This window comes from Streptomyces sp. NPDC018947, assembly GCF_044390505.1.
Lineage (GTDB): Bacteria > Actinomycetota > Actinomycetes > Streptomycetales > Streptomycetaceae > Streptomyces.
The window spans coordinates 127,581-140,387 of sequence record NZ_JBIRZD010000017.1; the positions used below are offsets into that span (position 1 = coordinate 127,581).

11 protein-coding genes and 1 pseudogene are annotated in these 12,807 nt (G+C 72.8%); 4 read left to right on the top strand and 8 right to left on the bottom strand.

What is annotated here, in order from left to right:
* Positions 1-24 precede the first annotated feature (24 nt).
* From ACH499_RS28620 to ACH499_RS28635, 4 genes are all read right to left on the bottom strand, one after another.
* A complete protein-coding gene (locus ACH499_RS28620; protein ID WP_399019329.1) occupies positions 25-996 on the bottom strand; it encodes a DUF2382 domain-containing protein in 972 nt (323 codons plus the stop codon).
* 260 nt (positions 997-1,256) lie between these two features.
* Complete coding sequence (locus ACH499_RS28625; protein ID WP_356205839.1) at positions 1,257-2,006, bottom strand: succinate dehydrogenase/fumarate reductase iron-sulfur subunit; 750 nt, start codon at positions 2,004-2,006, stop codon at positions 1,257-1,259.
* Positions 2,003-3,952 (bottom strand): fumarate reductase/succinate dehydrogenase flavoprotein subunit, encoded by a 1,950-nt coding sequence (locus tag ACH499_RS28630; protein ID WP_356205840.1) that lies wholly within the window; start codon positions 3,950-3,952, stop codon positions 2,003-2,005. The genes ACH499_RS28625 and ACH499_RS28630 overlap by 4 nt, the downstream gene beginning before the upstream one ends.
* 2 nt (positions 3,953-3,954) lie before the next feature.
* Positions 3,955-4,626 carry a succinate dehydrogenase gene (locus tag ACH499_RS28635; protein WP_356205852.1) on the bottom strand — a complete coding sequence of 224 codons (672 nt, stop codon included), beginning with the start codon at positions 4,624-4,626 and terminating at the stop codon, positions 3,955-3,957.
* Positions 4,627-4,758: 132 nt separating this feature from the next.
* Here ACH499_RS28635 and ACH499_RS28640 point away from each other — a divergent pair, with 132 nt between their 5' ends.
* Positions 4,759-5,643 carry a LysR substrate-binding domain-containing protein gene (locus ACH499_RS28640; protein ID WP_356205841.1) on the top strand — a complete coding sequence of 295 codons (885 nt, stop codon included), beginning with the start codon at positions 4,759-4,761 and terminating at the stop codon, positions 5,641-5,643.
* A gap of 137 nt (positions 5,644-5,780) precedes the next feature.
* On the opposite strand, the gene ACH499_RS28645 is transcribed toward ACH499_RS28640, so the two are convergent.
* The 3 genes and pseudogenes from ACH499_RS28645 to ACH499_RS28655 all read right to left on the bottom strand — a co-directional run.
* Positions 5,781-7,925 carry a putative bifunctional diguanylate cyclase/phosphodiesterase gene (locus ACH499_RS28645; protein ID WP_399019332.1) on the bottom strand — a complete coding sequence of 715 codons (2,145 nt, stop codon included), beginning with the start codon at positions 7,923-7,925 and terminating at the stop codon, positions 5,781-5,783.
* On the bottom strand, positions 7,922-8,734 hold the full coding sequence (locus ACH499_RS28650) for an SAM-dependent methyltransferase (protein WP_399019334.1): 813 nt from the start codon (positions 8,732-8,734) through the stop codon (positions 7,922-7,924). Before ACH499_RS28650 ends, ACH499_RS28645 begins: the two co-directional genes overlap by 4 nt.
* Before the next feature lie 212 nt (positions 8,735-8,946).
* Positions 8,947-9,532 (bottom strand): annotated as a pseudogene (locus ACH499_RS28655) (hypothetical protein); the annotation flags it as partial.
* Positions 9,533-10,367: 835 nt separating this feature from the next.
* Between ACH499_RS28655 and ACH499_RS28660 the strand changes: the two are divergent.
* From ACH499_RS28660 to ACH499_RS28670, 3 genes are all read left to right on the top strand, one after another.
* Positions 10,368-10,499: a hypothetical protein gene (locus ACH499_RS28660; RefSeq protein ID WP_356205844.1), complete on the top strand. Its 132-nt coding sequence runs from the start codon at positions 10,368-10,370 to the stop codon at positions 10,497-10,499.
* 16 nt (positions 10,500-10,515) lie between these two features.
* Complete coding sequence (locus ACH499_RS28665) at positions 10,516-11,280, top strand: hypothetical protein (RefSeq protein ID WP_399019337.1); 765 nt, start codon at positions 10,516-10,518, stop codon at positions 11,278-11,280.
* Positions 11,281-11,516: 236 nt separating this feature from the next.
* Positions 11,517-12,032 carry a hypothetical protein gene (locus ACH499_RS28670; protein WP_399019339.1) on the top strand — a complete coding sequence of 172 codons (516 nt, stop codon included), beginning with the start codon at positions 11,517-11,519 and terminating at the stop codon, positions 12,030-12,032.
* Positions 12,033-12,251: 219 nt separating this feature from the next.
* Here the strand turns inward: ACH499_RS28670 and ACH499_RS28675 are convergent, their stop codons facing one another.
* Positions 12,252-12,746, bottom strand: coding sequence for a hypothetical protein (locus tag ACH499_RS28675; protein ID WP_356203938.1), 495 nt, complete (start codon positions 12,744-12,746; stop codon positions 12,252-12,254).
* Positions 12,747-12,807: the final 61 nt, after the last annotated feature.

Below are 12,807 nucleotides of genomic sequence, written 5' to 3' on the forward strand. Positions count from 1 at the left end.
CCCCGCCCCGGCAGCGGCTCGCGGTCACTGGCGTCCGCGCCGCCCCCGCCGCGTGTCGTCGTCGGCTGCGCTCTCCGTCTCGGCCTCGATGCGCTCCTTGCGCACCCGGCCGCGCACGGTCTCGTTCTCGATGTGCTCCTCCGTGGTCAGCCTGACGCGTTCGACCGGCACCGTCTCGGTCTCCACCACGGCGCGTTCCTCGTGCAGGGTGACCTCGTGCTCGGCCTCGCTGATCTCGGGTCCGGAGAGCGCCTGGTCGCGGTTGGCGTCCGTGATCGGCTCGCGCTCCACGCGCACCTCCTCGTGGCGCACCGGGACGGTCTGCTCGACCTCCTCGGTGACCACGTACTTGCGCAGCCTGGCCCGGCCGACCTCGTGCCGCTCGACGCCGACGCGCATGCGCTCCTCGGAGCGGGTCATGGCGTCGTCGGCGCGCATGCCGCGGCGGTCCGGGGCGCCCGTGCGGCCGGGGGTACCGGCGGTGCCCGCCGTCCCCGCCTCGCCGGTCCCGCCCGCGGCGCCCGCCGCGCCGGCCCGGCTCCTGGTGCCCGCCGCTCCCGCCGCGTCGGAGCGGCCCACCGTCCCGGCGGCCCCCGCGGCACCGGCGGCGTCCGCCGTGCCCGGGCCCTGCGGCCCGCGGTCGTCTCCGGCCCGCTCGGCCTCGGACAGCACGCTGTCCCAGTTGATGCCGTAGTAGTCGTAGAGCCGGTGTTCCTCGGTCTCCGACAGATGGCCGCCCGCGTCGACGTCGACATTGGGCGCGCCCTTGACCTGGTCCTTGCGGTACGGGACCTCGATGTGGTCGCGCACCACCGAGGCGTCCCGGATGGGCACGAACGACTCGGTGGAGCCGAAGAGGCCCGTCCTGACGCTCACCCACTCGGGCCGCCCGGTCGCGTCGTCGAAGAAGACGTGCTTGGCGTCGCCGATCTTGTTGCCTTCCCCGTCGTAGACCGGATGGTCGAGGAGGTCGGCGATCTCTTCACGGGTGATCATCGGGCATCACCCCTCCTTCCGGAGTGCGTGCTGTCCGACTGTCCGCCACAGCCGCCTGAAAACGACACATACGCCACAAAAGCAACATACTTTTCGATGGTGCTTTCCCCGGGTGACCGTGCGGGCCGGCCCTCACCCGGCGGGCGCCCGGGACGCAAAGCGAGACGGGGCCGGGATGAGCACCGTCCCCGGCCCCGCCCGTCCGCACCCTCCGGCGAACGTTCCCTGTTGAGCCGGGCCCACGGGGACCCGGCGGAGTTCTACCGCTTCGACACCTTCCGCGTCGCCCGCAGCCACTCCTTGTTCATGCTGGTGATGGAGAACAGGGGGATGCCCTTCGGGCAGGCCGTCGCGCACTCGCCGGCGAGCGTGCAGCCGCCGAAGCCCTCCTCGTCCATCTGCGCCACCATGTCCAGCACCCGCGTCTCCCGCTCGGGCGCGCCCTGCGGCAGGACGTTGAGGTGGTTGATCTTGGCGGAGGTGAACAGCATCGCCGCGCCGTTCGGGCACGCGGCGACGCAGGCGCCGCAGCCGATGCACTCGGCGTGCTCGAAGGCGAAGTCGGCGTCCGGCTTCGGCACCGGTGTGGCGTGCGCCTCCGGCGCGGCGCCGGTGGGGGCGGTGATGTAACCGCCGGCCTGGATGATGCGGTCGAAGGCCGAACGGTCGACGACCAGGTCCTTCACGACCGGGAAGGCGGCGGCCCGCCACGGCTCTACGTCGATGGTGTCGCCGTCCTGGAAGGACCGCATGTGGAGCTGACAGGTCGTGGTGCGCTCGGGGCCGTGGGCGTCGCCGTTGATGACCAGCGAGCAGGCGCCGCAGATGCCCTCGCGGCAGTCGTGGTCGAAGGCGACCGGGTCCTCGCCCTTGAGGATGAGTTCCTCGTTGAGGGTGTCGAGCATCTCCAGGAACGACATGTCCTGCGAGATCCCGTCCACCTCGTACGTGGACATGGCGCCTTCGGCGTCGGCGTTCTTCTGGCGCCAGACGCGCAGGGTGAGCTTCATGCGTAGCTCCGCTGGGTGGGGTGGACGTACTCGAAGACCAGGTCTTCCTTGTGCAGGGCCGGGGCCTCGCCCGTGCCGGTGAACTCCCAGGCGGCGGCGTAGGAGAACTCGTCGTCCTTGCGGGCGGCCTCCCCGTCCGGGGTCTGGGACTCCTCGCGGAAGTGGCCGCCGCAGGACTCCGTGCGGTGCAGCGCGTCGAGGCACATCAGCTCGGCGAGCTCCAGGTAGTCGACGATGCGGTTGGCCTTCTCCAGCGACTGGTTGAGCTCCTCGCCGGTGCCCGGGACCTTGATGCGGCGCCAGAACTCCTCGCGGATCCGCGGGATGCGCTCCAGCGCCTTGCGCAGGCCGGTGTCCGTGCGGGCCATGCCGCAGAACTCCCACATCAGTTCGCCGAGTTCGCGGTGGAAGGAGTCGGGGGTGCGGTCGCCGTCCACGGACAGGAGCAGGTTCAGCCGGTCCTCGGTCTCGGCCAGCACCTCCTGCACCACCGGGTGGCCGGCGTCGACCTCTTCCTTGTGCGGGTTGCGGGCGAGGTAGTCGTTGATGGTGGCCGGGAGGACGAAGTAGCCGTCAGCCAGGCCCTGCATCAGCGCGGAGGCGCCGAGCCGGTTGGCGCCGTGGTCGGAGAAGTTGGCCTCGCCGATGGCGAACAGGCCGGGGACGGTGGTCTGGAGGTCGTAGTCGACCCACAGGCCACCCATCGTGTAGTGCACGGCCGGGTAGATCCGCATGGGCACCTGGTACGGATCCTCGTCGGTGATCCGCTGGTACATGTCGAAGAGATTGCCGTACTTGGCCTCGACCGCCTTGCGGCCCATGCGCCGGATGGCGTCGGCGAAGTCCAGGTACACGCCCTGTCCGCCGGGGCCGACACCGCGGCCCTCGTCGCAGACGTTCTTCGCGGCGCGCGAGGCGATGTCGCGGGGCACCAGGTTGCCGAAGGACGGGTAGATGCGCTCCAGGTAGTAGTCGCGCTCGTCCTCGGGGATCCTGTTCGGCGGCCGGTCGTCGCCCTTGGCCCTGGGCACCCAGATCCGCCCGTCGTTGCGCAGCGACTCGCTCATCAGCGTCAGCTTGGACTGGTGGTCGCCGGTGCGCGGGATGCAGGTCGGGTGGATCTGCGTGAAGCAGGGGTTGGCGAAGTACGCGCCGCGCCGGTGCGCCCGCCACACGGCGGTGGCGTTGGAGTTCATGGCGTTCGTCGACAGGTAGAAGACGTTGCCGTAGCCGCCGCTGGCCAGGACCACGGCGTCCGCGAAGTACGTGTCGATCCTGCCGGTGATCAGGTCCCGGGCGACGATGCCGCGCGCCCGTCCGTCCACGACGATCAGGTCCAGCATCTCGGTGCGCGGATGCATCTCGACGTTGCCGGCCGCGATCTGCCGGCTGAGCGCCTGGTAGGCGCCGAGCAGCAGCTGCTGGCCCGTCTGGCCGCGGGCGTAGAACGTACGGGAGACCTGGACGCCGCCGAAGGAGCGGGTGTCGAGCAGACCGCCGTACTCGCGGGCGAAGGGCACGCCCTGGGCCACGCACTGGTCGATGATCTCGACGGAGATCTGGGCGAGCCGGTGCACGTTGGACTCGCGGGAGCGGAAGTCGCCGCCCTTGACGGTGTCGTAGAACAGGCGGTGGACGGAGTCGCCGTCGTTGCGGTAGTTCTTCGCGGCGTTGATGCCGCCCTGCGCGGCGATGGAGTGGGCGCGGCGCGGTGAGTCCTGGTAGCAGAACTGGACGACGCGGTAGCCCTGCTCGGCGAGCGTGGCGCCCGCCGAACCGCCCGCGAGGCCGGTGCCGACGACGATGACGGTCTGCTTGCGCCGGTTGGCGGGGTTGACGAGCTTCGCCTCGAAGCGGCGCCTGTCCCAGCGCTCGGCGATCGGTCCGGCGGGGGCCTTGGTGTCGGCGACCGGCTCACCGGTCGTGTAGTCGGCGTAGGAAGTCATGGTCAGCTCACCACTCCGGTCATGACGCCCACGGGTACGGCGACGAAGCCGATCGTGAGCAGCAGCGCGAGGACGTTCGCGACGGTCTTCAGGGCGCGGTCGCGGGTGCGGCTGCCGGCGCCGAGGGTCTGGGCGGCGGACCAGAAGCCGTGCCGGATGTGCAGGCCGAGGGCGAGCACCGCGACGATGTAGACGACGTTGCCGTACCAGGTGGAGAAGGTGTCCACGACGTTCTGGTAGGGCTTGCCCGACTCGAAGCCGCCCGTGTGGACGGTGCCGGTGGTCAGGTCCAGGATGTGCCAGACGATGAACAGGCCGAGGATGATCCCGCCCCAGCGCATCGTGCGGGTCGCGTAGCTCGTCCGCGGCTTCCTGTGGACGTACTTGTCGGGCCGCGCCTTGATGTCGCGGCGGCTGAGCTGGTACGCGGACGTGGCGTGGGCGACGACGGCGACGACCAGCACGACGCGGATCAGCCACAGCGTCCACTCGTAGTGCATGAACGGCTCGCCGACCGTGCGCAGCCAGTGGGCGTAGTGGTTGAACTCGCTCGTCCCGAAGAAGATCTTCAGGTTCCCGATCATGTGGGCGACCAGGTAGAGGAGCATGACGAGGCCGCTGATCGCCATCACTGTCTTCTTGCCGACGGTCGAGTCCCACACGGTGCGCGCCATGGACGGCCGTCGGTCCGTCCGCGTTGCCAGAGCCATGGCACAAGACGCTACGGGCACAAGGGCCGATCGGTCCAAGACATGGCCCACCTCGTTTCCATAGAGGTTTCCTATCGGCGCCGTATGCTCGACGGTATGCAGTTCCAGCAGCTCCAGTACTTCGTGGCGGTCGCCGAGACCCGCCACTTCACCCGCGCCGCCGAGTCGGTGCACGTGGCGCAGCCCTCGCTGTCGCAACAGATCAAGGCACTGGAGCGGGAACTGGGTGCCGACCTGTTCCTGCGGGCGCGCGGCAACATCACGCTCACGGACGCCGGCGAGGCGCTGCTGCCGCTGGCCCGGCGCATCCTGGCCGACGCGGACACCGCCCGGCACGAGGTGCAGGAGCTGGTGCAGTTGCGCGGCGGACGGGTCCGGCTGGGCGCCACCCCGAGTCTGTGCACGGGCCTGCTCCCCGACGTGCTGCGCGCCTTCCACGACCGCTACCCCGGCATCCGGCTGCTGATCGAGGAGGGCGGTTCCCACGACCTGGTGCGGGAGCTGGCGCGCGGCGCGCTCGACCTGGCGCTCGTGGTGCTCCCGCTGCCGACCGCGTCCCCGGCGCTGACCACGGTGGAACTGCTGCGCGAGGACCTGGTCGTGGTGTCGTCGCCCGAGGCGCCCCGGCCGGGCGGCGGGCGGCGGGCCGTGCGCGTCGCCGATCTGGAGGGCGAGCGGCTGGTGATGTTCCGGCACGGCTACGACCTGCGCGAGCTGACCGTGGCCGCGTGCCGCTCCGCCGGGTTCGAGCCGGAGTTCGCCGTGGAGGGCGGCGAGATGGACGCGGTGCTGGGGTTCGCCCGGGCGGGGCTGGGGGTGGCGGTCGTGCCCCGCATGGTGGCCGCGCGGTCCGGGCAGGGCCTCAGGGTCACGCCGCTGGAGCGGCCGGGGCTGTACCGCACGATCGCGCTGGCCCACCGCAGCGACGTGGCTCCACCGCGGGCGGCGCGGGAGTTGCAGCGGATGCTGCTGGAGAGGTGACGGTACCCGTGGGGCGCCGGGGCGGTCCGGCGCCGTCCCGGACCGCGGGTCCGCCGTCCGGTCACGCGCCCGCGCCCCGGAGCCGCGGCGCCCCTGCCGGCGGTGTTCCCCGGGCCGTCGGCAGGGGGGCGCGGGGACTAGGCCGTGGAGTCGACCAGCGCCAGTTCGTGCAGGCGCTCCGGCGGGCCCGGACGGGCGTAGTACCAGCCCTGCGCCGTGTCACAGCCGAGGACGCGCAACTGCTCGGCCTGGGCGGCGGTCTCCACGCCCTCGACGGTGACCGTGAGGTCCAGGCTGTGGGCCAGGGCGACGATCCCCTCGACGATCTTGAGGTCGACCGGGTCCGCCGGGAAGCGCTGCATGCTCTGGGTGAAGGAACGGTCCAGCTTGAGGACGCTCACCGGCAGCCGGCGCAGGTTGGCGAGGTTGGAGTAGCCGGTGCCGAAGTCGTCCAGGGCGATGTCGACGCCCATCTCGGCCAGCCTGCGCAGCGGCTTCAGCAGGTCGTCGTCCGCGCCGATCAGCGCGGACTCCGTCACCTCCAGGCACAGGGCGTCCGGCGCGACGCCGGTGCGCTCCAGGATCTCGATGGTGTCCTGGACGAGTCCGGGGTGGGTGAGCTGGCAGGGCGAGAGATTGACGTTGATGCGCAGCGGACCCGCGGCGGCCGTCCCGCCCTGCCGCTCCCGCCACTCGCGGGCCTGCCGCACGGACTCCTCCAGCACCCAGCGGCCCAGCGGGACGATCAGCCCCGTGTGCTCGGCGAGCGGGATGAACCGGTCCGGGCCGAGCACCCCGTGCTGCGGGTGCAGCCAGCGCACCAGCGCCTCGGCGCCGCGCACGCTGCTGTCGCCGAGGTGCACCAGCGGCTGGTACTCGATGAAGAACTCGCGCCGCTCCAGGGCCGCCGGCAGCGCGGTGGTCAGGCCGTGCCGGGTGATGACGCGGGCGTCCGCCTCCGGGTCGGCGAACTCGAAGCGGTTGCCGCCCGCCGACTTGGCCCGGTACATCGTGATGTCGGCGCTGCGCAGCACTTCCGCCGGGCTGCGCTCGCCGGCCGGGCCCTCGACGATGCCGATGCTGCCGCGCACGGTGAGTTCACGGCCGTCGACGCCGATGGGCGCGAGCAGCGCGTTCATGATGCGTCCGGCGAGCTCGTCCACCTCGTGCCGGGTGTCCGGTCCGGTGGTCAGCGCCACGAACTCGTCGCCGCCGAGCCGGGCGACCATCTCGCCGGGCGCGGTGGCACAGGCCTGGAGCCGGTCGGCGACCTCCACGAGCAGCCGGTCGCCCGCCGCGTGGCCGAGGCTGTCGTTGACGGTCTTGAAGCCGTCGAGGTCCAGGTAGCACAGGCCGAAGCGCTGCCCGGGGCCCGCGCCGAGGGCCTTCTCCAGGCGTTCGAAGAAGAAGCTGCGGTTGGGCAGGCCGGTGAGCGCGTCGTGGGTGGCCTCGTAGCGCAGCCGCAGATTGAGCAGCCGGCGCTCGGTGGTGTCCTCCATCAGCGCGAGCTGGTACTGCGGGCTGCCGTCGGCGTCGCGCAGCAGGGACACGGTCAGATTGGTCCACAGGACGGTGCCGTCGGGCCGGTAGAAGGCCTTCTCGCAGTGGTAGGCCTCCCGCTCGCCGCGCACCAGCTCCTCGTAGAGCCGCCAGGTCTGCGGAGCGTCGTCGGGGTGGGTCCACTCCCTGCAGTTGCGGCCGCGCAGCATCTGGTCGGTCAGTCCGAACATGCGTGTCAGCGCGCCGTTGACCTGCAGCACGTTGCCGTCCAGGTCGGCGATGCCGATGCCTATCGCCGCGCCCTCGAAGACCGCGCGGAAGCGGGCCTCGCTGGCGTGCAGGGCCTCGGCCACCACGCCCTGCGCCCTCAGCGCGGCCTGCGCGACGGCCTCCTGCTCGGCCAGCGTCCGGCGGCGCAGCGCCCCGGCGAACCCGGCGGCCATGGCGTGCTGGAGCCGTGCCGAGCGCGCCCTCAGGTCCTCGGGGTCGCCGTCCTCGCCGCAGTACAGCACCAGGTAGGCGTCGACGCAGTCCAGGGTGCGGGCGAGGGCGTCGGGGTCGGTGCAGTGGACGTCGACCAGCGCGGCACCGACCGCCTTGGCCGCCGCCGCGTCGAGGCTGCGGGCCCGCAGCAGCTCGCTCATCCTGCGGGCCAGCGGCACCAGTTCTTCCTCGAACTCGGCCCGTGTGGAGGACGTCGACGTCACGGGGAACACCGCGCGGCTCCATATGGTGGCGAACCGGCGGAGTCTGTCCTCGTGCCCGTCCGGCTCCGCGATCACGCCGTACGCCCCACGCCCGCGAAGCCCGAGAAGGCGTACGGGTCCTCGTCCTCCGGCGCCGTCTCGGGCCGCCAGCGCGGCATCGGGACCAGTCCGGGCTCCACCATGTCGTACCCCTCGAAGAACCGCGCGATCTCCTCGCGCGAACGCATGATCAGCGGATTGCGGATGTCCCGGTACACGTCGACCGCCCCCCGGGCCCGCTCGGCGGGCAGCGGGACGCCCTCGTAGGAGGCGTGGGTGAGGACGAGCAGGCTGCCGGGCGCGAGCGCGTCCCTCAGCTCGGCCAGCGCCGCGTGCGGGTCGTCCGCGTCCTCCACGAAGTGCAGTACGGCGACGAGGAGAAGGGCGACCGGCCTGTTCAGGTCGATCAGCCGCTCCACCTGGGGGCTGTCGAGGATCTCCCGCGGCTTGAGCAGGTCCGCGGCGACGACGTCCGCGTCCTCGTCGCCCTCCAGCACCGCCTGGCCGTGCGCGACCGCCACCGGATCGTGGTCGACGTACACCACGCGCGAGCCGGGCCGCGCGGCGCGCGCCACCTCGTGGACGTTGCCGAAGGTGGGGATGCCCGAGCCGATGTCCAGGAACTGGTCGATGCCCTCCTCGGCCGCGAAGCGCACGGCACGGCGCATGAACGCCCGGTTCGCCTGCATGATCTTGGGGAGTCCCGGCATGAACTCCATCGCCCTGCGGGCCGCTTCGCGGTCGGCCTCGAAGTTGTGCGAGCCGCCCAGATAGAAGTCGTAGATGCGGGCCACACTCGGCACCGAGATGTCGATGCTCCGTGGGGCCCATGCAGGGCGCTCCATCTTCTCTCCAAGGCTCGGGCGATCCGGTGTTCGAGCTGAGGCTACTGATCGCCCGCCGAAGGGGCGAGCCCGAAGGGACTTCGACCAACCGTTCCCGGTCACTGCCCGCGGCACGTGCCGGGTGCCAAGGCACGCCAAAACGCGCGAAACGGGGCCGCCCGTTCCGCCCGGAGACGGAAGGAGACGGCTCTCGCGGGGAGTTGGGAGAGCCGCTACCTCTTCGGCGTGCCGACCGGTTTCCCGTCCGGGGCGACGGTGTACCAGGTCCCGTCGGCACCCTGGCCGTTGCTGCCCCCGGCCGTCTTGTCGCCCGCGAAGGTGCAGACCCGCCGGCAGCCGACCGTCCGTTGTCCCGTTCCGTCGGGCCGGGTGAAGCTCATCAGGCCCTTGCGGACGACGCCCCGGGTGTCGTCGGCCGCCACGGGAGCGACGACCGGCCACTTCTCGAGGCAGGCCCCGGTGCACGCCGGCACCGGCTCGGGCCACGCCTCGTCCTCCTGGAAGCGGTAGACCGTCATGCCGTTCCGGTCGATGACGATCTCGCCGAGTTCGGGGGCCTCGCGGGTGGAGAGTCCCGGCAGGCCGGCCGCCGACGGTGAGCCGCCGGGTGCCGTCGGCGCGGGTGACCTCGCCGAGCGGCGACTCGTCGACGCCCTCCTCGGCGACGGCGTCGTCGGCGGCCACCGGGGCCAGGTCCCGGCGCAGTCGCCCTCGCGGGCCGGCCTCGGCGGCCGGGGGCTGTCGCCGTCAAGCGGTGGAGGGTGCGCCGTCGGTCACCAGCTCGCCGAGTTCGCCGTCAGCGCCAGTACCGCCGCCGCGCCCGCCGCGAATGAGGCGCTCCGTCCAGGAGGGTCTTCATCGTCTTTTCCCCGGTCGTCGCCGGTGTCGCGGAGCCCTGCCGGCCGCCGCACGGCACAGGCGGATGCGCAAGCGCACCGCACCGCAGTGGGTACGCACGGGCGCGCCGGTGGTCTTCAGCCGGCCGCGGAATTCCCCGCCGGGCCCGTCGGCCTCGTACGCGCGTGCCCGTCCTGGCAGGGAGGGGCCCGCGCCGGTCAAACCGCCGACCGCATCGTTTCCCTCGATCGGGGCAATCGCCCGGTTCTCCCGCGTGGCCGCGCGCGCGAGGCCGGATGATCACGACGTGCATGGACCCGAACCGACCCGATCCCCTTGCCCGGGACGGGTGTTGGCCCTGGTGGCGCTGACGCTCACGCTCGCCGGCACACCGGCCGGCACGGCGCGGGCGGACGCCTGCGCATGGGCCTCGACCGGCCCGGGCGGCACCGAGGCGGTGGCGGTCGCCGGAAGCGACTTCGGGTACGGCTTCCCGCCGTGTCCGCCGCCCACGCCGACTCCTCCGCCCAGCCCCACCCCGACGCCCGAGCCGCCCGAGCCCACTCCCCCGCCATCGCCCTCGCCGAAGCCCCCGTCACCGCCCGCCCCCGAACCGGAGCCGCCGCCTGAGCCACCCGCGCGCCCCGCACCAGAACCCCCGGCACCCGCACCGGCCCCGCCCCCCGCGCCGGAACCTCCGCCACCGAGTCCCCGTGCGGTACCGGTCCGGCCCGCCGCACCCGCGCCCGCGCCCGCCCCGTCGGCCACCCCGGCACCGCGCCCCTCGGTGTCCCCGGTGCGCTACCCGCGGTACCGCACGGCCCGGGTGCAGCAGCGGTCTTCGCGCGGGGCCACCTCCCCCCTCGTCTTCGTCCTGCTCATCACGGTGCCCGCGGTGGTCGCCGTCGCCGCGCTGCGCGCGCGCTGATCCCTGGAGGGTTCCGTTGCCGGAATGGCTTGTTCTCGTCCTCGCGATGGTGGCCGCCTGCGTCGTCGTCATCGTCATCACCTTCGTACGGCACCGCACGGCGTCCGACGACGAGGACATCACCGAGACCCCGGACGTCATCGAGTACATGACGATGTGGATCGGGGTCGTGTACGCCATCGTCCTGGGTCTGGCCATCGCCGGTGTCTGGGAGGCGCGCAGCGCGGCCGAGGACCACGTGCAGGCGGAGGCCGTCGCGCTGCACGAGATCTCGGAGCGCGTCCGGGTCTATCCGCCCGACGTCCGTGACCGCATCCGGGAGGATGTCAACGCCTATGTCGGACACGTCGTGACGACCGAGTGGAAGGCGATGACCGACGAGGGCGAGGTCACCGAGCGCGGCGGCGAACTCCTGGACCGGGTCCGCGCGGACGTCACGGACTACGAGCCCCGGTCGGACTTCGAGGCCCAGGCCTACCAGCCGCTCCTCGACCAGGTGGCCGCGGCGGACCAGGCCCGCGCCGCCCGTGCGGAGTCGACCGGGGCGACGATGCCGGGCGTGGTGTGGTTCGGGCTGATCACGGGGGCCGTCGTCACCATCGGCATGGTCTTCGCCCTGCAGATCCGGCGCACGACGCGCGAGCTGGTCCTGGCCGGGCTGTTCTCCGCGCTGATCGCCTTCCTGCTCTTCCTGATCTGGGACTTCGACGCGCCCTACAGCCGGGGGGTATCGGCGTCCACGGAGCCGTTCCTGAACCTGTTCCCGGGCGTCGGGGGCTGACGGCCGCTGCCGCTCCCGCCGCACTCGCACGGGACCGGCCGGCGGGCGCGCCGACACGCCGTCACCGTCCCCCGGCCGCGGGTCCGTGGTCCCCTGTGCGGCCCACACGGTTGCCCCGTTCGCGCGACTGCGATCGCGTCCGCGGACGGGGCTTCCTAGCGTTTCGGGCATCGAGGTGCATTCCTGGCGCGAGCGGAACAGGTCCGCCGCTGCTCCTCGGGACCCGGAGGATCACCATGCGCGCGATACCCGTCGCCTCGACCGCACTGATCGGCGTCGCCGCCCTCTCCGCCTGCGTGCCGGCCGGTGCGGCCGGCGGCACCGCTCCGTTCGGTTTCAGCGTCCATCCCGCCACCGTCGCGCCGGGCGGCGAGGTCACCCTGCGGGTGGACCGCCACGACGGCGCCTGCCGGGGCCGGGTGACGGTCTCGTCGCCGGTGTTCGACACGGTCGCCATCCCGCGCGGGCAGGCGTCGGCCCAGGCGCGGGTCGGCCGGGACGCGAGGCCGGGCGCGGTCTACCGGGTGGCGTTCACCTGCGACGGGAGGACCGGGACCACCAGGCTGACCATCGCGACAGGCCACGGGCACCACCCCGGAACGGTACCGCCGAAGGGCGTGCACGCCGGCGAGGGCGGCAGCTTCGCCGGTCTGGACGTCAAGGAGATCGGGCTCGGCCTCGCGCTGGTGGCCGGCTCGGTGGGCGCGGCGTACCACTTCTCGCGCCGCCGCTCCGGCGAGGACGCCGCCTGACGGGGCTGACGCGCACAGGGCTTCGCCCCGGGACCCGCTGCGGGGTTCCGGGGCGAAGCCCTGTGCGCGTCGGTCGTGGGGACGGTGAGCCCTGCGCGCGCTGCACGCGGAAGGTGACGCGGGGGGCCTGCGCCGGGCGGTGCCGGCCCGTCGGCCGAGGAGGTGACCGGTGGGTCCGCCCCCCGAAGGCGGAGCCCGTACGGTCTCGGCGGAGGCGGGTCAGATCCGGCGCTCGGCCCGGCGGCGCATCCAGAACAGGCCACCGCCCGCGACGGCCGCGGTCACGAGCCCGCCGCCGATGGCGATGTCGGTCGGCGTGGCACCGCTGGTGCTGCTGCCGCCGAGACCACCCCGGACACCGCCGATGACGGTGAAGGCGGCCGGGCGGGTCAGCGTCCTGCCCGAGCAGTTGACCGTGATGTCGTAGGACCCGGGCCGGGCGTTCTCCCTGATGGTGGCGGTGCCCCGGGAGGTCTCGTTGGCTCCCCTGACCGGCGTCAGGTGGGCCCTGCCGAACGCCTCGGAGGTCATCGTGCCGCCCTGCGGGCAGCCGTCGACCGTGACGGTCATCTGTCCGCCGCGGGCGATGACGCTGGGCAGGGCGACGATGTTGCTCGGGGTGCCGTGGTCCCCGCCCGCGGTGGCCGCGGGGGCGGCCAGTGCGAGAACAGCGACGGCGGCGCCCGCGGCCGCCAGGGCACGAGAGTTGTGCATGTCATCCTCCGCGGAAGACGCCCCGGGACCCGTCCCCGGTCGATCGGCGAGAAAGCGCCTC